Origin of the sequence: Bacillus sp. RIT 809, from assembly GCF_016892495.1 — a bacterium.
Lineage (GTDB): Bacteria > Bacillota > Bacilli > Bacillales > Bacillaceae_G > Bacillus_A > Bacillus_A cereus_U.
In genome coordinates this window covers 279038-305070 of record NZ_JAFEMR010000002.1, presented here as the reverse complement: position 1 = coordinate 305070, position 26033 = coordinate 279038, and the positions used below count along the sequence as shown (strand labels likewise).

Genomic DNA, 26033 nt, shown 5'->3' with positions numbered 1-26033 from the left:
ATATATTATTTTTACTTCTTCATTTATCATTTTGTAATACTCAGTAGATGACTCCCAGCTCATTCCACCAATAAGACCTATTAATTTCATATATTCACCTTTAAGATAATATTTTTTTAGTCAACACTAATACTGTAATTTATACATAATGAATATTGTTTTATGACAATGAAAACATTTTCTTTATCACATAAACCCTCTACATGATTTAAAGTTATTTTTCATTTCCACGGAAATAATTAAAGAATATTCAGAAAATAACTTTTGTAGTAGACTCATATTTATAATCAAAGCATTTTCGATAGAGCTCTTTTATTTCATCACAAGATGGAACTCGCGGATTGTTACTTGGACTCCCACTTTCGATAGCATCTTTCGCCATTTTAGAAATAGCATTTTCAAATTCTACTTCATCAATTCCGTATTCTCTTAAATTAGGAATACGAAGATCAAAACAAAGTTTCTTAATTTCAGCAATCGTGTAGTTCGCTACTTCTTCATTAGAATGAGAATACAAATCTTTGTTTAAGCTACGTCCTACTTCCGCTAACCTTTTTATTGCACTCATTTTTGTAAACTCTAAAACTGCAGGTAATAGTATTGCATTCGATATTCCATGTGGCACATGAAATAATGCCCCCACTGGACGAGACATACCATGCACTAATGTAACAGATGCATTTGAAAAAGCAATCCCAGCTTGTAATGAAGCAATCATCATTGCTTCCCTTGCTTCCATATTATCTCCATCTTCATATGCGATACGTAAATATTTCATAATGCTTTCAATAGCTGAAAGAGCAAGAACATCTGTAAGAGGTTGTGAAACTTTAGAAATATAAGCTTCAATTGCATGGCATAATGCATCTACTCCCGTTGCTGCAGTAATATGAGGTGGTACCGAACTTGTAAAAATCGGGTCTATTATCGCAACATGAGGGATAAAGCTTGGATGTTTTATCATCATTTTCACATCTGTTTTTTTATTCGTAATTACTGCTACACTTGTTACTTCCGATCCAGTACCAGAAGTCGTTGGGATTGCGATTAGCGGTAGTGGATTGTATTCTATTTCTATATCCTTTTGGACGTAATCTTCAATTTCTCCACCATTTGTATATAACACTGCTACTGCTTTCGCAACATCAATACAACTTCCTCCGCCAATACCTATGATAAAATCGCATTTTCCTTCTTTACAAATAGATAACGCTTCTAATACGTGTAAATTTGTAGGCTCAGTATTTACTTCATTGTACGTAATAACAGTAATCCCTTTCGCATTTAAGTGATCCACACATCTTTCAACATAACCCAACTTCTCCATAATTGTATCACTTACAATAAAAGCCCTTTTCCCTAACTTTCTTGATTGATCCCCTAGTTTTTCAAACGAATTTCTCCCATATAATACAGACTTCGGCATACGAAACTCAGCAACTTCTTGCAAGTACTCCACCCCTTCTATCTATAATAAATATTTGCAACTACTTAGCCATGCATTTCATTCAGAAGTTTGATAAAGTGTATTATTCCAGTTAAAATAAGCCCCCTTATTAACTATAGAAAGTTGTTTTCATTTTTCAGCATATAGATTGCTGCCATGAAGATAAAAATGGACCTACACCTTGCTACCTTTCTTTGTTTTAAAACTTTGCGCGTGGCAGGAAAGGCCCTGACCGCTCCTATACATAGCCAGGTCCTCTCTCGACCAACTAAAAAAACTTTTCTGCCGGTTTTTCATAGAGTGACTGAGTAGTTAGAATAAATATTTTATTATATAAAATATCAATCTGATAAATCTTTTCTTTTCGTATACTAACTAGTATTAATAGATTCCTGTTAAAGTATAGAACGCGATGACTGCAAATACAGCAACCGTTTTCAAAATTGTAATAGCAAATATATCTTTATATGACTGTTTATGTGTTAAACCTGTTACCGTTAGAATAGTAATAATTGCACCATTATGCGGTAATGTATCCATTCCACCTGATGCCATTGATACAATGCGGTGCATAACTTCTAACGGAATATCATATTGATTGGCCGCTGCAATAAATTTATCTCCCATCGCACTTAAAACAATCCCCATTCCGCCTGATGCTGACCCTGTAATTCCAGCTAAAATATTCGTCGTTACTGCCCCATTCACTAATGGATTCGTGAAAGTTGCAGAGATGCTATCTCTCATAATTGCAAAACCTGGAAGTGCTGCAATAACACCACCAAATCCAAATTCAGCTCCTGTATTCATTGTTGCAAGTAGCGCTCCACCAATACTTGTATTCAATCCAGCTTGAAATCCAGTTACTACTCGTTTCCAATATAATAAAAGCGTTGATAAAATCCCTATAATAAGTGCCAATTCTACAGACCAAATTCCAACTACCGCACTTAATTCTACTTTTCCAAATGCTTTCATACCAATAGCTGAGAAATCAAAACCATTTGGATACCACTTTGGTATCATGATTGTGAAAACTTTATTCATTACACCTACTAAAATAAGTGGTACAAACGCAATTACTTGCTGTACTCTTGTGATTTCAATACTGCTTAGTATCGGTATATCTTTTTGTTCTAATTGTAAAGATGCTGCCATTTCAGACTTTCCATCGTTAAAACCAAAATACCCTTCTCCTGCTGCTTTTGCCTTCTTACGCCTACTCTCTAAATAAAGTAAACCTAACGTTAAAACAAAAATTGCGCCTAAAATACCAAGTATCGGTGCTGCATAAATATCAGTTTTAAAAAAAGTTGTAGGTATTACATTTTGAATTTGTGGTGATCCAGGAAGCGCATCCATTGTAAATGTTGCTGCTCCAAGAACGATTGTGCCAGGGATTAAACGCTTTGGGATATCCGCTTGTCGAAACAACTTAGCCGCAAACGGAAATATAGCGAATACCACTACATACACACTAACACCGCTATACGTTAAAATAGCTCCCATTAAAACAATCGCTAAAATTGTACGTTTTTCTCCAACTAACTCTACAATCGTCTTTGCGATGGAATCAGCGATTCCTGACATTTCTACTACTTTCCCAAATATTGCTCCAAGTAAAAACACAGGGAAATATAATTTAATAAACCCTACCATTTTCTCCATAAAAATATTTGAAAAGAAAGGTAATACAAAACTAGGCTCTGTCAAAAATACCGCAAATAATGCAAAAATCGGTGCGAATAATATTACAGAAAATCCTTTATATGCTACAAACATGAGTAAACTAAGTGCTAATAAAATAATAACTAGCTCCAATTATAACCCTCCTTTTAAACTGAAAATTCAATCTTTTGACAACGAACTTTCACTAGTATTTCGAAACCTTTTATTTCATGACATTCCTCCTCTTTTTATCCCGCTATTTGCGGGCAGTATGACTCCCATCTTAAAATTCGGCGAATGCGCGGAAGCTAGGCGAGAGATCAACTGCCCGTAAAAGCCCGATTGGTGAGGGCTGATAATCAGTGGAGGATGGACAAAACCTCCACTGATTAAAGTTTCACTTTATTACAAATTTTTCATGCTAAAATTGTCTAATTATAGTATTCGATTACATATGTAAAATCCCTTTAAACAAAAACGATTTCATCGTCATATGTTATAAAGGGATTTCTAGGTTCTATTTCTATAGTTTTATCGTACTATTCTCTATACAAAAGCTTTGTAACTCTTCGACATCTTTCACTATATGACTCGCCCCAGCATCACTCAATTCATTCTCATTACCATATCCATACAATACACCTATTGAAGCAATTCCGTTACTGTTCGCACCGATTACGTCATGCTTTCTATCACCAATCATCACCATTTCTTCTTTTTGAAGTTCTTCATTTGTTTGTAAAATATGAGCAATTATTTCTTCCTTTTTTATTCTTGTCCCATCTAAATTGCTCCCAACAATCTCTTCAAAAAAAGATGTTAACTGAAAGTGCTCTATTACTTGTTTCGCAAATACAGTAGGCTTTGAAGTTGCTACAAACAAACGATTGCCAGCATCCTTTAATTCTTGCAATAGGGCCCCAATTCCATCGTATACTTTATTCTCTAATAAACCACTTTGCTTTAAATATTCCCGAAAATAAAACACTGCTCGTTCTACTTCTATTTCATTCATATTATATCTATCTACAAAAGATTGTTGTATTGGTGGGCCGATAAATGAATCTAACTCGCTTATATTTACTTCTTCGATCCCGATTTTTTCTAACGCGTATAGAACAGAATTTATAATCCCTTTTTTCGGATCAGTTAATGTTCCATCTAAATCAAATAGAAATGTTGTATACATATTTCATTCCCCCACTGATTTTATATGTACCCCATTAAGGCCATTCTCCTACTTACACCTTTACTATACTATCACCATTCAACTTTTCAGAAAATTACTTTTTCTACCCCTTATACTTTCAGTTACAAAATCACAAAAGATATGATAAAGTGAAAAAGTTATAATTAATTTAATAGAAACTGGTGAAACACATGTCAATTACGTTAATTTTTATAATGGCTTTCACAATTGTTATCCACGCAGTTGAAACTAGCTCTTATAGTATTCGATTAGCTGGTGTACGTTTAAAAAAGATTGTCGTTGCCTTATCCATCGTAGGAATGGTACTACTTATTTCAAGAACATCTAACTTACTACAAGCTTTTTTAATTGGTGGTATTGTCGATGAAGCAAAGCTAGATTCTTCTATTGATTTAGAGCATATTATACGGCTCGTTCTATTATCTGCTTCTGTCGGTACATTGCTCGCGATTATACTCTATCCAACTTTGACAAAGCTATTTGGATACGTTATTCAAAACTTTGAAACGGATGGTTCATTCATTCGAATGATGAAGACGAATAACATTCAAAGATTAAAATACACAAAAAAGTATGTACGCTTTCCAAAATTCGAAATGATTCATCGAATGCGGATCGGTGGCATCCCAAAGCGTATTATGCTTATCAACATGTTTGCTACTGCAATTTATACAGCGGGTGTCCTTTCAGCCCTTTACGCTTCCTTTTTAAACCCAGATTACGCAACAAATGCAAGTACAGCTTCTGGCCTTGTTAATGGTTTTGCTACCATTTTATTAACAGTGCTACTCGATCCACGCATTGCTCTTTTAACAGAACGAGCTTTACAATCAGAAAAGGGTGCTGAAGCAATGAGTAAAATGTATGGCTGGCTAATGATTTCTAGACTTCTCGGCACCTTATTAGCACAACTTTTATTTGTACCAGGTGCTTACTGGATTTTATGGATTATTGAGCTTATGCATTAATTCACTCTCTAAAAAAGTAGGTGTACTATCAAATGACTATTAAAACCGAACAAGATATTATCCACTTGATACAAAATGATCCGTGGATGATGAATGTATTACAAATTGCAAGATCACTAGAGCTACCTGATTGGTGGATTTGCGCTGGGTTTGTTCGTTCTAAAATTTGGGATACTTTACATAACTACGAAGTACGGACAGCTACACCAGATGTTGATGTCATCTATTTTGATCAATTACATAAAGATGAGACATACGAACAATCGTTAGAAACGAAACTAATGAATATGGATACTACTATCCCTTGGTCAGTAAAGAATCAAGCTCGTATGCATGTGGTGAATAACATGCCACCATATTCTTCTGCTGTTGATGCTATTTCTAAATTTCCTGAAACAGCAACCGCACTTGGTGTTACATTAGACGAGAAGAATAATGTCATATTAACATCCCCGTGCGGAATTGAAGATGTACTTTCATTACAAGTGCAGCCTACAGCCCATTTTCGTGAAACGAAAGAACGAATACATATGTACAAAAATAGGGTTAATCAAAAGAATTGGCAAAGCAAATGGCCTAACATTACAATCACTTATCCAGAAATTTAAAAAAGGTGCTTCTCATTATTAGAAGCACCCTTTCTTTTTTATTTCAAAAAATGAATGACTGTTTCAGCAAATTGATCTGCTTCTTCATAATGTGGTGTATGACCACTTTCTTCGAATATGATATACTTTCCATTTAGAGAATCTCGATTGAATATTTCAATTTGCTTTTCACACGTTACTACATCATGTTTTCCTACAATTAATAACATTGGGTTCTGTACATCTTTTATTTTTGATAATAATGACGTATGACATAATCCCTCTGATTTTAATCTATCAAAATGGGTTTTTGAACGATTTGAAAATTGTTCCCACTCTTCGTCACTATATAAACTATCGTCTGTCTCATCTTCCTTATAATTGTAAATCTCCATTCTCTTCTCTTCTAATTCAGAGCTTAATCTTATATAAGCTTCTAGCAATTTTTCTGAACTAGCATTACTAGATGAATAAGCTAGGCACTCTTCTGCTGCTTCTTCTTTTCCATACTTTATTAATAAATCTCCTGTCTTTTGTAACAAAGCTCTACTTGTTAATGCAAAATCGAAAGTCGGACCTTCAAATATTATTTTCTCTATTGAATTTGGATACATCGCTACATATAACAATGCTAAATACCCACCGAAAGAATGTCCTATTACAGACCATTTATCAATTTTTAATACTTTTCTTAGTTCTTCACAATCTTGAATTAAATCACCTAGTCCAAAAGGTTCTTCCTCAGTAATTACTTCCGAACGACAAACTCCTCGTTGGTCTAACATAATTACATACAATGATTCTTTTAATCGTTCCGCTTGATGAAATGAAAAATCATAACAGCTCTCTCCTGGTCCGCCGTGCAAATATAATACTGGTTTATTTTTAGGACTTCCATGTGTTTCAACATATAGCTTTTTCCCTCTAATGTTTATGTATTTCCCAACTTCAATCAAATTCGTTTTTATTATCATCACCTTCTTTTTTTACTGAATATTATAACACTTTACCTTAAATAATCCCTATTACATTTAAAAAGACGATAATTATTGCAAGTGGAGCTATAAATCGAAGTAAAAATACCCAGGTAGTAAATACTTTCTTTCCGTAATTTCCACCTATAAAAAATTCAGCTTCTAACACTTTCTTTTCCATTTTGAATGATACGAAAATACTAATAAATAATGCTCCGAGTGGCATTAATATATTACTAGATAAGAAGTCTATCGCATCAAAAATATTCTTCCCAAAAATCGTAATATCACTCCATACTCCAAATGATAACGCAGATGGTATACCTACTAGGAAAATGCAGAAACCGATGATCCATGATAGTTTATTTCTTCTTTCTTGCTCGCCATTTGCTAATGCTGAAACGACCGTCTCTAGTAGTGAAAATGCCGATGTTAATGTCGCAAATGTAAATAACGCAAGAAATACTGTTAAGAATAGTCCACCGAATGGAATTTGACTAAATACAGATGGCAATACGATAAATAGTAATCCAGGTCCTTCTGTTGGCTCCATTCCTAATGAAAATACTGCTGGAAATATAGCAAGTCCCGCAAATAAAGAAACGAATAAATTCAATCCAACAATCGTAACTGCTGATTTTGGTAAACTTTCTTTTTTATTTAAATACGAGCTATACGTAACCATAATCGAAATTCCTATACTAATCGCAAAGAATGATTGCCCCATTGCGAACAAAATACTTTCTGAAGTAATTTTTGAGAAATCCGGCTGTAAGAAAAACTTCACACCTTGCATCGCATCATCAAGTGTTAATGAACGAATAATAAGAGCGACAAATAATACGAACAACGCTGGTAACATATATTTACTTGCTTTTTCAATCCCATTTTGTACACCTTTTGATACAACCCATATCGTAATGAACATAAATGCAAAATGACCGATAATGGCCCAAGTCGGATTTCCAATTGTCTCTGTGAATAATGCACTATAATTTTGTCCTGGAGTAATAAGCTGTCCTGTCACTCCTCTGAATAAATAAATTAATACCCATCCACCTACAACACTATAAAATGATAGTAATATAAAACAAGTTCCAACGCCAAGACGGCCAATCCAGTGCCATCCTGTATTTGGTGCGATACTTTTAAATGCTCCAACTGCTTGTTTCTGTGTACTGCGTCCAATCATAAATTCAGCAATAAGTAGTGGTAGTCCAATTAATACAGTAAATAATATAAAGATTAAAAAGAATGCTCCTCCCCCGCTCTTTCCAGCGATATAAGGAAACTTCCATATTGCGCCAAGTCCAATTGCTGATCCTGCTGCTGCCATTATAAAACCTAATTTCGAAGTCCATTGCTCCGTCTGTTTCATCTTATTTTCCTCCTATTTAAATCTTTTTATATAAATAAATAAATTTTATATACCTATCCGAATAAACCCTCCATTTCTTTTTCTATAAAATAAAAAATGGCCTAGCATCTCTTTATATAAAGAGACGCTAAGCCATTTACTTAACGCGGTACCACCCTTATTGATTCCATTATGAATCCACCTTAGTAGTAATCGTTTGATTACAGACCTAATATCGAAGGTTAACCGTTAAGATTTACTAAGAATGTGATTCCGTTCCACCTTACTGCTCCTAGGCGAGTTCAGGATGTCATTTGACTATGTCACACCAACCCATAGCTCTCTGTACAAATACATGACCTTACTACTCCTATTCAACGCACTTTAATATTCTGAATATATCTTCTTTTGAAATTAATATGAAGTATATCGGTTATATTTATAACTGTCAAGGTATATATTAATTATTTTGTCGAAAAGGATTTTTATAGACTTATATAGAAAATATTTACAAATGAAATATAAAGAACATTAAAAAAGAATCTTCGCGATAATCGCGAAGATTCTTTTTTACGGTATAAGACGAGTACAATCTCTCGGAAAAGCACTCGCTTCCCTCACGTTGGATAATTCTAAAAGTCGATACACAACCCTTTCTAATCCTATCCCAAAACCACCATGTGGTGGACAACCGTATCGGAATGTATCTAAATAAGATTGAAATTTCTCTGGATGTAATCCTTTTTCTTTAAAAGAAGCAAGTAACATTTCATAGTTATGAATTCGCTGTGCACCTGACGTAATCTCTAGCCCTTTATACAATAAGTCAAAAGAATCAGTAATAGCTGAATTCTCTTTATTTGGCATCGTATACATTGGTCTCGCTTCTCTCGGATAATGTGTAATGAATACAAATTCACTATTATACGTTTCTTTCACATATTTCCCTAGTAACTTTTCACCTTCTGTATCTAAATCCCCTATGGGAGATTCTTTTCGATACTGACTTTTCAAAACTTCTTGTGCTTCTGATAATGTGATTTTAGGAATTTCCGCAATAACAGGTACTGTTACTTGTAATAGTTGTAGTTCTCTTTCACATTTTTCTCCTACTTGTTGAAACATATATCGTAAAACATCTGTTTCTAATTGCATCACTTCATGAAAATCATGAATAAATCCAAGTTCTACGTCTAACGATATATATTCATTTAAATGTCGTGACGAGTTATGATGTTCAGCCCGGTACACAGGAGCAATTTCAAAAACACATTCGAGTCCTCCCGCTACCATCATTTGTTTATAAAACTGTGGTGATTGAGCTAAATACGCTTCTTTTTGGAAATATGGAAGCTTAAAAACATTCGCTCCTCCTTCTGCCCCTTGCGAGACAATTTTCGGAGTAAATATACGTGTGAAATCGTTCTCTATTAGGAATTCACTAAAACTTTGAACGAGTGTCGATTTCACTTTAAAAACCGCCGCGATTCGCTCATGCCTTAATGATAATACACGCTCATTCAACAGTTGATCTAAGCCAACTTGTAGCTTCTTTTTATTTATCTCAAATGGAAGTGGCTCTGCACCATTTAATACTTTCACTTTACGTGCAAGTACTTCAATACCTAATTCTGTTTTCGGTGTCTCTACTATTTCTCCAATTATTTGGACGACACTTTCAACATCAACTTTGTATCCGGATAACTCGTTTTCTAATACACATTGAATAACTCCCGTTCGGTCCCTTAATAATAAAAAGCTAACATTTCCTAGATGACGAATCTTTTTTACCCACCCTTGTAGTAATACAACCTTCCCGCTATGCTCCGTACATTCTCGTGTGAGTGAGCGCTTCATTATTTGATCCATTATATTTCCCTCCATTAATTTTATTTTTATTTACTTTATTGTTGTTGTCGTCGTCATCATCATCCACGGTCACTCACCTCCTTTCAAAGAATACAAAAATCCGCCCCTATAAATAGGGACGGATTTTTCCGCGGTACCACCCAAATTGTCATAATGACCATCTTAGCCCTGATAACGGTAGGTACCGTTTGCTTTTACTAATTATCACGTTCAAAGCAACACTCACAGGTGTCTTTCCATCATGCGGTATCGCAATCTTCCCAGCAACCGATTGCTCTCTGTAGACCCTTGCATCATGTACTTTTCCTAATCATCACTTTTTATATTTACAGAGTATTCTATCTCTTTGTTTTGTAAAACGCAAGCCCTTTTAAAAAAATATTACGATTTTTCGCTAAACAGACCCCTTCTAAAGATATGTAATACGAACATTGAACTCTATACAATTATCATTTGAAAGCTTAGAAATATTTTATTCTTCTCAAATTCTCCTAACTTAATTTTCCATTTCATTACATAAACCCCACGTTTCCCACGCATATTATTATTAAAGTTTTATCGGAGGTGTACATATGAAAAAAACAATTAGTTTCTTTCTCCTATTATTGTGCTTAGTTGTAGTTAATGAAACATACGCATATTCACCAAAATCTTTACCAATCTCTCAAAATTCTGATCAATGGCAAGTGAATATTGATGAAGTAAAAAGAACGAGTGAAAAATTGTTGCAACCCAAAAAAGGTGTATTTCAAACATATCATTTCTCTGTAAAAAATCTTGGAAAAAGTGAAGTGTATAATGTACAAGTTGAAGTTTTTCGGAATGAACCACATACGAAAACAAAATATGAACTCTTTTCCCTAAAAGAAAGTCGTCTAGCGGGCGAAAAAACTGGATTTGAACACGCTAATTTTCCAGTTTCTACAAAAGCGGATAAGATTGACGTGATCATTACGTGGCAAGAACATCCTTTCCTCTCCATGAGAAACGGTCAAAAATTTGAATCTAGAAAATTTAAAGAGCATTTTGTTTTTAAAGAAGCAGTAAAGTAAATTTATCGGTATATGTATATTATTACCGATACCAATAAATTTTCCAGTACCAGTTCTTAAGCAAATTAAAAACGTCGTGGCTTATAAATGCCACGACGTTTTTAATTAATTCGTACTAATCCCTCTCGCTGCCCAAATGCGATCAATTTCAGCCGCGTGTTGTCCGCCGTATAAAAGAGCATCCGCTTGCTTAATTGCTTTCGCTCCATCACGGAATTTCGCATTTGGCGTTAATGACCAATGTGATTGTAAAATAATTTTCGTTGCTACATCACGCCCAAAAGCTTTCGCCATTTCATATTGACCTTGAGCCCAAATTTCCCCATCATTATGCACTTCATTCGTTATATCTTTCGGATATACTTTATTCGTATCTAATCGGCGTAAGCACGTCGGATCTGAACTAGAATAAGCGGTCGCATCCCATTCTCCAATACATGCTTTACCGTAACCTGTTGTCGATACTGCATCTTCATAAGTAGCACCTAAGAAGTCTCCAAACCCTTCTCCCATCGCTCCACCTTCTGGTGAACTTCCGAAGCCTGGTACTTGATTATCTTGAATAGAATGTCCATATTCATGCGCGATAATGCCCGCATCTTCTGCATCATCTACTCCGCCAGTACCGAAAGTTAAGGCTTTCGTTGATGGTGAATAAAATGAGTTATCATCAGTTGTACCATTTACATTCACTTTAATAGAACGATTATTAATATTGTTAATGCCCAATCCTTGAATGTAACGCTGCAATGTATCGATATGATAATACGACATAACATCTTCAAAGCTATCATTTGCACGTGTATAGTTAAATTGTAAGTTTGTAGATTTCGTCTTCGCTTTTGAAGAAATTGTAACATACTCACCAATTAAAAATCCTGTACCATCTAAACCTTTTAACGTAACAGTTTTCAGTTGATTCGTTAGTGCTGTTGAATCTGCATCATTACTATCTTTTAATCCTGTTTTACTACCACTAGATACGACAGGATTAGGTAAAAATACTTTTCCTGTTCCTTCTGCTTTTCGGTTTATATCAACCTTTTTAATTAACTTTCCATTTTCTGCATCAATGAATGTTTCCCATGCACCGAATGGATTATTAGAATGGACTACCACTTTATATACTGGAAGAGCGACACCTTCTTCAACAATATATCCGAATTCTTTTTCTGTAGGAGCCCATAGATTTTGCTCACTTTCTCCTCCAACATACGCCATCGATTTTTGTTCTGCATCTTTTTCACTAATTTTTTTCGTAACTTCCTTCACACCTGTAACAGGCTGATAATCAGAAACGGCAAGTAATCCTTTTCCCTCACCGTTAAGAGTAACTGTAATTTGTTTTGAAAATACAGGAGCACCATTAACTACTTGTTGGAACCTAACATATGAAGCTACTGATGTTTCTGTTGTAGAAATATATTGTAAGTCTGAAAGGTCCGCCTTCAATCCATATTCCGTAGCATGTCCCTTTAAATATTCAATTGCTTTTTTCTGTGGTGAATAAGCTTCTAACTTTACTTGCTGTTGTTTTTCCAGTGCCGAAACAGTAGAAATTGTCCCCATTACTAATGGCACAGTCATTGCCATTGCCACCATTTTTTTGTTTAACATAGAACCACTCCCCCTAATAAATTGAAACCTTTACCCCATTCCTATAAGGCTATTACTGTCCACAAGTAACGAAATAAAGTGAATCTACGAGTATTTCTATACGAGCAATTCTATTACCTTTCCATTTAGGGTGAGTGAAATTTTCTCAATATTTATGTATAAAATGAGAAAAATACTTTAGAAATATATTTCTTTTACCAATTTCCTTCACCTTATATTATTTTAAATAATGTATTGAAAAATAGGATATTTTTTACCTAACGGTAGGTTGAAAAAGTTACTGATGAATGCTACACTATATATAACCTGTTTTATTAGGAGGACTTATCATGAGCAAAAGTGAAGAAACACTCTCTTCCATAGTTGGAGCAAGTTATCGACTATTTGCCAGACACGGCATTGCCAAAACGACCTATACAATGATTGCTGAAGAAGTTGGTATCGCCAAGCCATCTATTTATTATTACTTTAAATCTAAAGATGCATTAATCGAAAGTATTTTCAATGAATTATGCGAAGCGATGCAGTTCTCCTCTTTCTTCCATACAGAAGAGTTTACGAAAGAGAATTTCATTGAGAAATGTATTGAAATTGGCTTTAAAATGATAGACGAACAACAGAAAGATCCTTATTTTAATCGTGTATTACAAGAATATGTATTACTATCTTCAAGAAACGATATGTACAAAGATCGATTACTAACTGTACAAACAGAATATTTAAACGGATTTGAATCACTGCTCACAAAAGCAAATGAACTTCAACTCATTCAAAATAAAAATCTAGTTTCAAAAGCTCATATGTTGGCATTAGTACTTGATAATATCGGAAACTTCATGATGTTTGATGTAAATATGAATTATAAACAAATATGGATTGAAGCTGTCCACAGCATATTCGAAAGAAGTGATTCATATAAAAACTAAAAAACGAATTATCGGCTTAGATTTTGCTAGAGCGTGGGCGATGTTTGGAATGTTACTAGTTAATTTCATGGTGATAACAGGGGCGGAAGGAAATGGGCCTCCTCTGTTAAAAACCTTTATGTCACTTTTTGAAGGTAGAGCTTCTGCCTTGTTTGTTATACTTGCTGGGATTGGCATAACTTTAATGACTAAATCATCTGTTGCTAGCCAAGAGAAAATAAAAATCAATACCAGCCGAATATTGATTTGGAAACGATCACTATTCTTATTTATTTTAGGATTATTATTGTATGTAATGGAGTGGACGGGTGATATTTTACACTACTACGGCGTTTACCTTTTCATCGCTGCATTACTAATTACTGTACGAAGAACTATACTAATATGGCTTTCTATCATTATTTTACTTGCTGCACAATATCTCCAACTTACTTTCAACGCCTTCGAAGGATGGGGAGGCACAATCCCATTTATAAACTATATAGACTTTTGGACCTTAAAAGGATTTCTTCGCAACTTACTTTTTAATGGCTATCACCCTATTTTTCCGTGGTTTTCTTTCTTCTTAATCGGTATGATAATTGGCAGGTTAGATCTTCATAATAGACAAATTAGGCATAGATTGCTCTTGCTCGGTTTAACAGTAACGTTAATTATAGAGCTATTATCCAAAGCGTTAACTCACCTTTTCATCCCATACATTGGTGAGGAAGCATCTACATTTTTATTTAATACAGGACCGATTTTACCAAATATATTATACGTCGCATCCGCTACAGGATCTGCTATTGCTATATTAATAATCTGCCTCCATCTTACTGAAAAATATGAAAAGAATTGGTTTATTACATCCATTGTACAAACCGGTCAATTAACATTAACTCATTATGTAAGTCATGTATTTATCGGTATTGGGCTATTGATTCTATTAAATAGGATCGAATATCAAACACTATTATTCGTTTTACTATTTGCTACTGGATTTTTCATTTTCAGTGTTTTATTTAGCGTGTTATGGAGAAAGAAATTTCCTAGAGGTCCTATCGAATGGATTATGAGAAAATTAGCCGGATAATCTCTTAGCATGCAAAAAGGAAGTTGGCATGATTCCAACTTCCTTTTTTCTTTAATTAGCCGCGTTTAATTTAATTCGGACTTTTGTCTCACCTAAAGAAATTTCATCGTCCTCATTTGTTAAGTGACCAAATGTAAATTGCTTGACGAGTAAGTTTTCTTCTAATAAATCTTTATGACTCGTTAACGTTTGCTGTAGTTCTTCTTCTGTATCAAGAATTACATCCACTCGTAAATTAACCGGTAAATTCAACTGCTTACGATATTCTTGAACTGCACGAATAAATTCACGTGCTACTCCTTCTTGTAACAATTCCTCAGTTACATTCGTATCTAACATAACCGTATATTGTCCGTTAGTCGTATTTGAGAATCCTGATTTCGCAACTTTCTCTATCAATACATCTTCAGCCGTTACAACTACTTCATCTCCTGATGCTGCTTCGTAAACTGCTCTTTCTGTAGATACAAAGTTTTGTACTTCTTCTTGTGATAATTGTTTTAGCCAACCATTTACTGCATTCACATTCTTACCGAATTTCGGCCCCGCCGTTTTAAAATTCAGCTTTAATTGATAGGATGTATACTTCGTTTCATCGAGTTCAACATGGAACGCTTTCACATTTAGCTCATCCATTACGATATCACGATAAGATTCCCAATTGATATCATTTTCGTTATGCTCAAGTAATACAAGCTCTGCTAACGGCTGTTTTACTTTTAATGAATGTTGATTACGATTACTTCTTCCAAGTTCAACAACTTGTAAAACAGCATCCATTTCCGCTTCTAACTCAGGCTGGATAAGTGATTCGTTTACAACCGGATAATCTGCTAAATGAACGCTGCTTCCTTCTAAATTCAGATGAATATCCTCAGCTACAAACGGTGTAAATGGTGCGATTAATTTACTAATGGTTACAAGCACTTCATGAAGTGTTTCATACGCAGCTGCTTTTTCAGGATTCATACCAGATTCCCAAAAACGATTGCGTGAACGTCTTACATACCAGTTACTTACTTCATCTACAAGCGCTGCAATTTCACGAGCTGCATTTGTGAATTGATAATCATCAAGTGCAGTTCTTACCTTTCTGGTTGTGCTATGCAATCTTGATAACACCCATTCATCTAATTTCGTACGTTTAACTTCATACTTTTCTTTCGGATTATATTCATCTAAACTTGCATATAAAACATAGAAGCTATATACATTGACTAACGTATCTATAAATTTAGATTTCGCTTCTTGTACTGTTCTTTCAGAAAAACGTTTCGCATTCCACGGAGCACTGTCCACGAGTAGAGCCCACCTTAGAGCGTCGGCACCAAACTTCTCTACTAAATCAACAGGATCTAGTGCGTTACCTTTACTTTTAGACATTTTCTGTCCTTCTTCATCTAGAACATGCCCAAGTGATAATACTCGTTTATATGGTACTTTCCCTGTATATAGTGCCGATACCGCTAATAAACTATAAAACCAGCCGCGTGTTTGATCAATTCCCTCCGCAATTACATCTGCTGGAAACTGTTCTTCAAATAACTCTTTATTTTCAAACGGATAATGATATTGCGCAAAAGGCATGGAACCACTATCAAACCAAACATCAATTACTTCTGGTGTACGGTTCATTGTACTTCCGCATTTTTCACAGCATACTTTTACTTCATCCACATATGGCTTATGCAATTCTAAATCTTCAGGTGTTTCTTTCGTACTATGCTTTCTTAATTCGGCAATGCTTTTCGGTGCGAATTGATGATCACAGCTTTCACATTCCCATACGTTTAACGGTGTTCCCCAATATCTATTTCGGCTAATATTCCAGTCCACCATATTTTCTAAAAACTTACCAAAGCGTCCATGTTTCATATGATCTGGATACCACGTGACAGTATCATTATTTTGTAAAAATGTTTCTTTAATCTCAGTTGTTCGGATTAACCAACTTTCTCCTGCATAATAAAGTAATGGTGAATCACAGCGCCAACAATGTGGATAGCTATGCTCATATTTTTCTTTATGATATAGTAAACCTTCCTTCGCTAAATAACGAACGATATCAACGTCACATTCTTTTACAAACTTACCTTCAAGAAATGGTACCGCTTCTGTATACTCACCTTTTTCATCTACAACATGTAAGAACGATAACCCTTCACTTTGAACGACTTTATAATCGTCCTCCCCATATGCTGGAGCGATATGAACGAGTCCTGTACCACTATCTGCAGTAACAAAATCTGCCGCAATAACACGGTATCCATTTGTAACTTCCTTCATCGGAAACGGTGCTGTGTACGATGTATTTAATAATTCTTCACCTTTATGAACAGATAGTAGTTCATAGTTTTCTTTTAGTACTTCTTGTACACGTTCTTTCGCAACAATGTACACATACCCTTCTTGTTTCACTTTAACGTATTCCATATTCGGATGTACGGCAAGTGCAACATTCGCTGGGAGTGTCCACGGTGTTGTCGTCCATCCAAGGAAATATTCATTTTCACTATCTTTCACTTTAAACTTAACTGTCGCGCTTAAATCTTTCACTGTTTTATATCCTTGTGCAACTTCATGTGAACTAAGAGATGTTTGACAGCTTGGGCAGTACGGTGAAACTCTATGCCCTTTATATAACAAGCCTTTTTCATGAATCGTCCCTAAAATATTCCATACACTTTCGATATATGGATTCTCTAAAGTAACGTACGGATCATCCATATCTACCCAATATCCAATACTCTCCGTAAATTCACGCCACTGCTTCTCATATGTGAATACACTTTCTTTACACTTTTGAATAAATGGTTCAATGCCGTACTCTTCGATTTCATGTTTACCTGAAATACCAAGTTGTTTTTCAACGCCTAATTCTACAGGTAATCCATGTGTATCCCATCCGGCTTTTCTTAAAACTTTATATCCAGCCATCGTTTTATATCTCGCTACTAAATCTTTAATCGCCCGTCCAAGTGCATGGCCGACGTGTGGTAATCCGTTCGCAGTTGGTGGCCCTTCATAAAACACAAAAGATTGTGCGCCTTCTCGATTCTGAATTGATTGCTCGAAAATACTTTGTTCGTTCCACTGCTTACGAATACGTGTTTCTCTCCCTACAGCTGACTCTTTGACATCTACTTTTTTCATGTACAATCACTCCTTTGAATTTTTTAAAAAGCACACAAAAAACCCGTCCCTATGAAGTAGGGACGGGTTTACCCGCGTTACCACCCTAATTCTATTAGCTTTTCACTAATAGCACTTAGCAACGTACTAACATACGCGTTCTTTGTAACGGTAGACATCCGTCCGAGCTTACTTTATTCAGCCACGGCTCCTCGGAGATGATTTTCAAATAACGTCTGCACACCGGATTTCAGCAATACACCGGCTCTCTGGGGAACAGCTCACTATTTTACTCTTTCTCGTCTTCAGATTTGTATACTTTATTAAAAGTTATTTTATGCCATTGGGCAATTAATTGTCAACTAATTCAAAATATATTTTCATTTATACCCTTTTTCTCTATTCTTATACAATTACTTTTCAAACTCTCGCAATCCTGCTAAATCTTCATCTTCCTCTGCAAGTTCAGCGAAAAATCTTGTTTCATCTTCACGAAGTACAATTTCAAGTTCTTCTTTCGCTTCTTCATTTCTATTTAATAACGCTAAGTAACAAGCATGATCGTATCTTGCTAACAAGTCAGTAGCATCAATTGCTAATATTTCACTTGTTATTTCTTCTGCCTTTGTCGTTTGCCTAGCTTTATGATACGAAGATGCTAAAGCAAGAAGAATTGCCGTTTCATTCGGATGATGCACAGAAGCACCTTCTAATAAATGAATCGCATCCTCATACCTCTCTTGACTTTGATATAATTCTGCTAAAGCAAGGAATCCTCTACTTACAAATGGTGTTTTCTCAATTAATTGTAAGCAAATTTTCTCCGCTTTTCTTTCTTCTCCGGTTTTACATAATACACTCGCCTGTAAAAGAAGAGTATCATAATCATCCGGTAGCTCTCGAACCATTTGTTTCGTTAATTCCAAAGCATCTCGTAACATATCCTCTTCCTCACACTCAATGAAAAGATTTACAAGTTGCTTCGCTACATCATAATCCCACTTATGTTCTAACGATGTTTGTAATACCTCTATCGCTTCTTTATTCATCGCTGCATTCTCGTAAAATAGTGCAAAACGCTTCGCTGCCGTACTATTTTTCGGATTTAACTTTAAGGAAATCTCAAATAAATCAATAATAACTGTAATCATTGAAATTTCCTTCGCACGATTTTTCATGCGATAAAATGCTCTTGTAAATAAAGATTTTTTCGGTTGCTCATTTTGCTGCCTTTCTACTAATCTTTCGGCAACCGCAGTAGCTGCATACATAAACGCTGTACTTCTTTCTGCTTTTTTCACCTTTAGCGTATGAAGTACGTCTCGTATTTGGGATAATTTTTTATGTTGTTCCATTGCTTTTACGTACACACCAAATATACGTTCACTTTCCAAATCTTTATGCATTACTTTCAGCGCAACTTCGATTGCTTCTGCACTCTGCTTTTTAACTAGTACTTTCGCATAATGATATAGTACTTCCACATGCGCTTCATCTATTTTCATTGCGCATTCAATATATTCTTTTTCTTTATTTACCTCATTCATCGCACCATATACGTATGCAATTGCATCTAAACGCCATATTTCTGGTACCTCTTCTGCTAATTGTTCTAGTTCAACTAGCAATTCTTCATGAAGATTCAAATCTACTGAAAGCTGTGCCAAATATTCCATATTAATATGCAAAGGCTCTTCTTTCATTGCCTGGACCATATGACTTTGTTCTTTAGAACTATTTTCTTCTTTTTCATATATTTCTGCTAGTTGCACATGTACACCTGTGAAATTCTTATCCATTTCTAGACATGTTTCATACGCATGCTTCGCTTCTTGAAATTGCCCTAACGCCATGAATGTTTCACCGATTCGGAAATACGGCAATGAATCCTGTTTTTTCTTAAGTGCATCATTATACCGTTTTATTGCTTGATCATACTGTCCAATAGATTCATATAAAACACCAGCGTAACAACCGTATTCAATTACTTCCGTTTTCTCTTTTTCTAACGTTCTTAAAAACGCTATGCCTCGTTGCACAAAAGCTGTGTCTTTTATTCGATTTACATACTCATCCAACACGCTCGCTATATTAGCGTATACACTTCGTATACCGCTCTCTAATTTAGAAAGTGCAAGTTTTAACTCTTTTTCATCCCCACCTAATGCCATTTCAGCATCCCATAGCACCATGCCAGCATTCATAAGGAAATCTTGATTGTCTTCAAATTGCTCATTAATACTAACAATATAGTTTTTTGCATCCTCATATTGTTCCTTTGCCATATAAACTTGAGTTAAACCGAAATGGGCATATACATCTTCATTATTTTCTTCTAAAGAACGCTTATATATATTTTCCGCTTCTTCAAGTTCATCATTTTGAAAATGCACATCTCCTAAACGAACATATAAAGATGCCTGATCTTCACAATTTTGAATTCCTTGTAATAAAATTTCCTTCGCATTATTCCCATCATCCAAATCTGATTCATAGATTTCCGAAAGCTTCGTATATAAATACGCTGCCGTTTTATCTAATTGAATTGCTACTTTAAGTCCTTTTACCGCCAAATACACTTTTCCTAAATGCTGAGCACATCTTGCACGTTCATACCATATGTGCGCTTCATACTTATATTCTTTTAATAAATCATTAAAGAATATATATGCTTCTTCATATCGTTCTAAATCTATTAAAATCAAACCGTGATTTACAAGTGTAAACCTTTCTGGGCTACGTTCTATAGCTGTTAGAGAATACTCTAGCCCCTTTTCGGATTGATCCATATACATGTATGATAATGCTAAGAAACTCCACGCAACTGGTTGATCTGCATCCAATTGTAATGATGAACGAAAACTAGAAATCGCTTCTGCATAATTATCTTGCTCAAAAGAATAACGTCCATTTATAAGATGATACAACGCTTGACTATTTTTCTTCTCCACACTTTGAATCATATGTCCTGCTTTTTCCATATCTTGCAGACGAATAAAACACTGTGCACTATGCAATTTCACAAAGTCAGAGCTCGGAAACTTTTCCATTAATTTTTCTATACAAAACTGAATAAAATCTTTATCTACTTCAGCATCTAAATGTTTAATCGTATATAGCCAAGTGTTTGGATTTTCACTTGTTTCTTTTAAAAATAGTACTAACTTTTCAATCCCCTCTTTATCTTGCTCAGCTAAATGATCTGTAAGAGAAAAGATTGTTTTATAATAAGTGTGTTCTTCCTCATTTAAAAATGAAAGTTGTTCTATTCTATCTTTCGGTATAAACGTAATAGCTAAACAATCTGTATAACGATATTTTTCTTGCAACTTATCATATTCCACAAGAATCGGTTCCAAGAAATTCGGATCTTGAATATAAAAAGCTTGCAGTACATCGTCATAACCAGAAAGCACTTGTACATGGGAAGCGTGCTCAATATCTATACTTAATAAAACGGGAATACCTTGATTGAGTAATCTCTTATAATTTTCCGCATTCCCTTGAAAATAACGATATTCGTAACCTTGCTCTTCTATATATGTAACTGTATCTGAAAACTTAGAACCTGTTACATCAAAAATATATTGTGCAATTTCATCTTGCGTACGTTTTTCTCCCCATACCCCTAACATCATTTCCAAACTTGTCGGAACGCAATAGTTATCCTTTTGTACAACCGGAACTATCGGTAAACGAACCTTTTTCCCATCAGGATTTTTTTCTATATGATGATATAGAGAATTCTTCAAACTCTTTTCACTTTTCAATAGTGCTTGCAAATCGTGAATACTATTCGTTTTATAAAATGCTTCTGCACGTAAATGTATAAAATAAGTTGTATATGCATGATGCGGAAGCATATGATTAATTTTATCTATTACCGCTAACATTTCTTCATAGCGCTCTAAATCTAATAAATATTTTACTTTTTCAAAATAGAAATATGGTACTTGAGGGAACTTTGCAATCGCATCATTAATGAGTTGTAATGCTCGCTGCTGTTCACCTTTATATGCATATAATTGCGCCAATAAGTACGTAGCTAACTCTTCACAATCTTTATGCTGCTGACCGGATAAAAGTTGTTCCTCTGCCTTCTCCCACTCACCAGTCTGTATATATAAGTAACCCCATTTATCAAAAACTGCACGTGTACTATACTTTTCCGCCTTTTGCATATAGGCATAGGCCTCTTCATTTCGCTTCATATCTAACAAACATCTAACTAACGTAAAATATGCTTTCGTTAAAACATCCGCATCAGTTTCCTCTTCATTTACCTCTTCCAAAGAATCTTTTAACAATTGTTCAGCATCAAGAATTTTACGCTCATCAATTAACTCATCACAATATAAAGAGAGCGTTCTCATATTCGGGAATTTTTTATACGTATACCGAATTAAAAAGGAGCTATATTGATGCATCAAACCTTCATCAGCAAGACGAATTAATGTATCAAACTCCTTGGGTGACGAGACGTTAGAAAGCCAGTTCTTCACGTATGATAACTTATTCGTTTCTTTTATATGTGCAATTTCATTATTTATCTCATGTAATCCATCTACAAATCTCTTTTCTTTCAAACAAATTTCTAATTGTTTAAAATCTAGCATGTATTCACCTCAAATAATTATTTATACTGCCATTTGCAAGCAGTATTCTAACCTACTTGCTTAGATTTTACACATCATATAGTATGCATTCAACTAAAACCTCATATAATGAACGATATTATTTAATATTATTCAAGTTTTTAACTAAATATCTTAAAAACGATACTTTTTCTCGTTATTTTGTTTAATTTGATGTAATAATGTATGTTCTTAAGAGATCATTCTCAGTAAATGAAATTATATTAATGATTTTTTAAATATATCTATCATAATTCATAATATATCAACGATCCGACAAGGAATATCGATTTATCGACAAAACAACAATTGCCCTACCTTCTATTTCATATATTAGAGAGGTCGTTTCACTTATCAAATTTTATATCCACAAAAACACCGTAATGATCACTCGGAAATACGCATGATACTCTTTAAATATACAAAATGGATAACCTATTTGATTCGCGATATATTGTGCTACATTTATCTTCTTTTCATCATCCATATGACTCCTAACTTCTTGAATAGCTAGAATATGAGGAGCAACATTTTGAACTTCCTCACAAATAGCCTCTAATCTCTCTGACCACAAAGTTTGATGATTCCAAATGTTGAGGGTAGCAATTCTCATTATATCCCTACTTTTCTAATATTAGATTTATCTCCTTATTTCACCGTATGTAATTTTCATATTAGGAGCGTACACCAAAGAAGAATGTATATGAAACGCTTCAAAAAATAAAAAGGATTACATACCTAAAACGATATATAATCCTTTTTATAAAAATATCAAAACAAATGGAGGTTTAGTTAGTACAATCACAATCTGAGCAATCGGTACAATCTATTACGTCACAATCTAAATTTCTCCTTTTTTTGTTTCTTTTAAGATAAAAATATAGTAGTACCATAAATAATAGGCAAATAACAAAGGCTATTATTGCTTCTATATATTTTTCATGAATAATAAAACCAATTCCGCTTCCCCCTGAAATAAAAATTAGAATTAAGTAGATCCAAAACATGTATGTAGGTACCTCCGTTAGTATATGTTTTAAGACAATATCCATATAATGCCAGATGAAATGAATAATCCCATACCATTACCGCTTAATAAACCGGTCGTTACTCTTAGTAAATTTGTGCTGCTTCTCCATTTCCACTTTTGGGTGAATCCATCGATTAATAATGGAATTTGAGCAAAAAAGGATAGTATTAATGAAAGACTAAACGAAGGCGTTATTAAAAAATATATTGGGAATATACAGAAACCAATAAACATACCTGTGCATCGTGCACATAAAGGTATGTATTTTTGTAGTTTCAGGAAACTCCTTTCCTGTATTCTATGACAAGGAATATTTAAAATGAAACTTCGAATCAATACGAACCATCCTCTCTAAAAATATTTTAATTGATTTCGTAACAAAATTATAGAATTCTTACACTTCGTAGCGTATAACACTTTATAGATAAGAATTTATTCAAGAAAATACAAAAAGACAAATCAGGTTAATGACCGCCTGATTTGCCTTTTTGTTACAAAATTATTATTTTACATCTCCTCAGGCGCCCCCACCCCAAGTAAACGTAATCCCTCTTTTAATACAACCGTCACAGCGTAAGCTAATGCGAGTCTACTGTCCTTCTCTTCGCTCTCTTCTAAAATACGAACATTTCCATAATATTTATTGAACGCTTGTGCTACATCTAATACGTATTTTGAAATAATAGATGGCTCATTTTTGTTGAAGGCCGCTTCAATTACTTGCGGGAATTTATTGAGTAATTTTACTACACTCCAGCTGTAATCGTCTTTTAATTCAAAATTACACGTTTCAAATTCCACACTTTCTTTTCTTAAAATAGAGCAAGCACGCGCATGCGTGTACTGTACATACGGTCCTGTTTCTCCTTCAAATTTCAACATATTTTCTAATGAAAATTCGATATTATGCATACGCTCATTTTTTAAATCGTGGAAGATAACTGCTCCAACACCTACTTGCTTTGCCACTTCTTCTTTTTGTTTTAAATCCGGATTTTTCTCTTCAATATTTTGTTCCGCAAGTGCAACAGCTTCTTCTAGCACTTCTTCTAATAAAATAATTCTACCCTTACGTGTCGACATTTTCTTACCATCTTTTAATATGAACCCGAACGGCACATGTTCCATACCACCCACCCAGTTATAGCCAAGCTTTTTTAATACAGTGAAAAATTGATTAAAATGCAAGCTTTGTTCGGGTCCTACTACATATAAAGCTTTATCAAATTCGTATGTGTTTTGACGATACAATGCCGCTGTTAAATCACGTGTTGCGTAAATGGTAGCACCATCTGATTTTCTAATTAAACATGGCGGCATACCTTCTTCTTCTAAATTAACGACTAATGCCCCTTCTGATTCTTCCAGTAAGTCGTGCTCTTCTAAAATCCCAATAAAGTCTTCCATTTTATCGTTATAGAAAGCTTCTCCTTGAAAGTTTGTAAATTCCACACCGAGAAGTTCATAAATACGAGAAAATTCTTTTAAAGACTCATGACGGAACCAATTCCAAAGTTCGACTGCTTCTTCATTTCCTTCTTCTAGTTTTTTAAACCATGATCGCCCTTCTTCTTCTAGTTCTTTGTTCTCTTTTACTTCTTCATGAAACTGAACATATAACTTAAATAACTCACGAATTGGATCCTCTTTAACTACTTCTTCATTTCCCCATTTTTTATATGCGGTAATTAACTTTCCAAACTGTGTTCCCCAATCCCCAATATAATTAATTCCGACAACTTCATATCCACATTTTTCGGCGATATGTTTCAGCGAATTACCGATCATTGTAGAACGTAAATGCCCCATTGAAAAAGGTTTCGCGATATTAGGAGAGGAATAATCGATAACTACTGTTTTTTCACATCCAAAATGATTTTGACCGTACTCTTCTTTCTCCGTTAAAATTGTTTTTAATACTTCATCACTTACTGTTTGACGATTAAAAAAGATGTTTACATACGGGCCAACAGCCTCTATTTTCATGAAAAATGGGTCATTTAATTTCTCCGCAACTTCCTTTGCGATAGCAGCTGGTGATTTTTTATATTGCTTCGCTAGTGAAAAACATGGGAACGCTGCATCTCCGAATTCATCTTGTTTTGGTGTTTCGATTAAATCTAAAATTTGATTTTGCGTTAATTCATTCGTAAAAATATTCAATAAACTTTTCGCAAACTGCGTTTTATAATCCATACTACAACCTCCTTATTTTTTAAACACAAAAAACTCGTCTCTAAAAAAGAGACGAGTTTTAACCCGTGGTACCACCCTTGTTGTTCATTCCGAACCACTTTCCCGTTTATAACGAGGACAGGGGGCCTCGGCTTACTCTACTATTCGTTCAAGAAGCGTCTCCGAAGTGCGCTTCATCTTTTTCTTCTGCACTAGGCTCACACCATCCCTAGCTCGCTTTCCTTCTGAAAAAGACTACTCTCTTCATCACAGACAGTATATTTAATTAATTATTGCTTATTATACATCTTT

General features: G+C 34.6%; 18 protein-coding genes, 1 pseudogene and 4 other annotated features. Of the genes and pseudogenes, 5 read left to right on the top strand and 14 right to left on the bottom strand.

The window, feature by feature from the left end; all coding sequences use genetic code 11:
* Positions 1-9: 9 nt before the first annotated feature.
* From JTF23_RS27690 to JTF23_RS03835, 4 genes and pseudogenes are all read right to left on the bottom strand, one after another.
* Positions 10-90: pseudogene (locus JTF23_RS27690) on the bottom strand (aspartate racemase); the annotation flags it as partial.
* Positions 91-250: 160 nt separating this feature from the next.
* Positions 251-1450, bottom strand: coding sequence for an iron-containing alcohol dehydrogenase (locus JTF23_RS03845; protein ID WP_002202165.1), 1200 nt, complete (start codon positions 1448-1450; stop codon positions 251-253).
* 378 nt (positions 1451-1828) lie between these two features.
* Entirely contained in the window at positions 1829-3268 is a 1440-nt protein-coding gene (locus JTF23_RS03840) for a GntP family permease (protein WP_204208151.1), read from the bottom strand.
* Between the two features lie 370 nt (positions 3269-3638).
* The gene (locus JTF23_RS03835; RefSeq protein WP_204208150.1) at positions 3639-4304 is read right to left on the bottom strand and encodes an HAD family hydrolase; all 666 of its coding nucleotides are present in this window, start codon (positions 4302-4304) and stop codon (positions 3639-3641) included.
* A gap of 191 nt (positions 4305-4495) precedes the next feature.
* On the opposite strand from JTF23_RS03835, the gene JTF23_RS03830 reads away from it, so the two are divergent.
* Positions 4496-5293: a lipid II flippase family protein gene (locus tag JTF23_RS03830; protein ID WP_002158032.1), complete on the top strand. Its 798-nt coding sequence runs from the start codon at positions 4496-4498 to the stop codon at positions 5291-5293.
* Between the two features lie 32 nt (positions 5294-5325).
* Positions 5326-5901 (top strand): nucleotidyltransferase family protein, encoded by a 576-nt coding sequence (locus tag JTF23_RS03825; RefSeq protein ID WP_016104723.1) that lies wholly within the window; start codon positions 5326-5328, stop codon positions 5899-5901.
* Between the two features lie 38 nt (positions 5902-5939).
* Here JTF23_RS03825 and JTF23_RS03820 read toward each other — a convergent pair whose 3' ends face one another.
* From JTF23_RS03820 to aspS, 3 genes are all read right to left on the bottom strand, one after another.
* Positions 5940-6854, bottom strand: coding sequence for an alpha/beta fold hydrolase (locus JTF23_RS03820; RefSeq protein ID WP_016104722.1), 915 nt, complete (start codon positions 6852-6854; stop codon positions 5940-5942).
* A 37-nt stretch (positions 6855-6891) separates the two neighbouring features.
* Complete coding sequence (locus JTF23_RS03815; RefSeq protein ID WP_016104721.1) at positions 6892-8232, bottom strand: sodium-dependent transporter; 1341 nt, start codon at positions 8230-8232, stop codon at positions 6892-6894.
* A gap of 117 nt (positions 8233-8349) precedes the next feature.
* Positions 8350-8598, bottom strand: a binding site (T-box leader).
* A 183-nt stretch (positions 8599-8781) separates the two neighbouring features.
* Positions 8782-10080: an aspartate--tRNA(Asn) ligase gene (gene aspS, locus JTF23_RS03810; RefSeq protein WP_199715463.1), complete on the bottom strand. Its 1299-nt coding sequence runs from the start codon at positions 10078-10080 to the stop codon at positions 8782-8784.
* 111 nt (positions 10081-10191) lie between these two features.
* Positions 10192-10403, bottom strand: a binding site (T-box leader).
* A gap of 249 nt (positions 10404-10652) precedes the next feature.
* Between aspS and JTF23_RS03805 the strand changes: the two genes are divergently transcribed.
* A complete protein-coding gene (locus JTF23_RS03805; RefSeq protein ID WP_016104719.1) occupies positions 10653-11132 on the top strand; it encodes a hypothetical protein in 480 nt (159 codons plus the stop codon).
* A 105-nt stretch (positions 11133-11237) separates the two neighbouring features.
* Here JTF23_RS03805 and JTF23_RS03800 read toward each other — a convergent pair whose 3' ends face one another.
* The gene (locus JTF23_RS03800) at positions 11238-12749 is read right to left on the bottom strand and encodes a M36 family metallopeptidase (RefSeq protein ID WP_088099024.1); all 1512 of its coding nucleotides are present in this window, start codon (positions 12747-12749) and stop codon (positions 11238-11240) included.
* Positions 12750-13078: 329 nt separating this feature from the next.
* Here JTF23_RS03800 and JTF23_RS03795 point away from each other — a divergent pair, with 329 nt between their 5' ends.
* Positions 13079-13675 (top strand): TetR/AcrR family transcriptional regulator, encoded by a 597-nt coding sequence (locus JTF23_RS03795; protein ID WP_204208149.1) that lies wholly within the window; start codon positions 13079-13081, stop codon positions 13673-13675.
* Positions 13665-14750 carry a DUF418 domain-containing protein gene (locus JTF23_RS03790; protein WP_204208188.1) on the top strand — a complete coding sequence of 362 codons (1086 nt, stop codon included), beginning with the start codon at positions 13665-13667 and terminating at the stop codon, positions 14748-14750. The genes JTF23_RS03795 and JTF23_RS03790 overlap by 11 nt, the downstream gene beginning before the upstream one ends.
* A gap of 51 nt (positions 14751-14801) precedes the next feature.
* Here JTF23_RS03790 and ileS read toward each other — a convergent pair whose 3' ends face one another.
* The 6 genes from ileS to argS form a co-directional block, all read right to left on the bottom strand.
* Entirely contained in the window at positions 14802-17903 is a 3102-nt protein-coding gene (ileS, locus tag JTF23_RS03785) for an isoleucine--tRNA ligase (protein ID WP_204208148.1), read from the bottom strand.
* A 55-nt stretch (positions 17904-17958) separates the two neighbouring features.
* Positions 17959-18197: a binding site (T-box leader), on the bottom strand.
* A 98-nt stretch (positions 18198-18295) separates the two neighbouring features.
* A complete protein-coding gene (locus tag JTF23_RS03780; protein WP_204208147.1) occupies positions 18296-22498 on the bottom strand; it encodes a tetratricopeptide repeat protein in 4203 nt (1400 codons plus the stop codon).
* A 379-nt stretch (positions 22499-22877) separates the two neighbouring features.
* Positions 22878-23129 (bottom strand): hypothetical protein, encoded by a 252-nt coding sequence (locus tag JTF23_RS03775; RefSeq protein WP_002148351.1) that lies wholly within the window; start codon positions 23127-23129, stop codon positions 22878-22880.
* A 175-nt stretch (positions 23130-23304) separates the two neighbouring features.
* On the bottom strand, positions 23305-23523 hold the full coding sequence (locus tag JTF23_RS03770; RefSeq protein ID WP_080025011.1) for a hypothetical protein: 219 nt from the start codon (positions 23521-23523) through the stop codon (positions 23305-23307).
* A 29-nt stretch (positions 23524-23552) separates the two neighbouring features.
* Positions 23553-23882 (bottom strand): DUF2085 domain-containing protein, encoded by a 330-nt coding sequence (locus JTF23_RS03765; RefSeq protein ID WP_204208146.1) that lies wholly within the window; start codon positions 23880-23882, stop codon positions 23553-23555.
* Between the two features lie 171 nt (positions 23883-24053).
* A complete protein-coding gene (gene argS / locus JTF23_RS03760) occupies positions 24054-25742 on the bottom strand; it encodes an arginine--tRNA ligase (protein WP_204208145.1) in 1689 nt (562 codons plus the stop codon).
* Between the two features lie 44 nt (positions 25743-25786).
* Positions 25787-26001: a binding site (T-box leader), on the bottom strand.
* Positions 26002-26033: the final 32 nt, after the last annotated feature.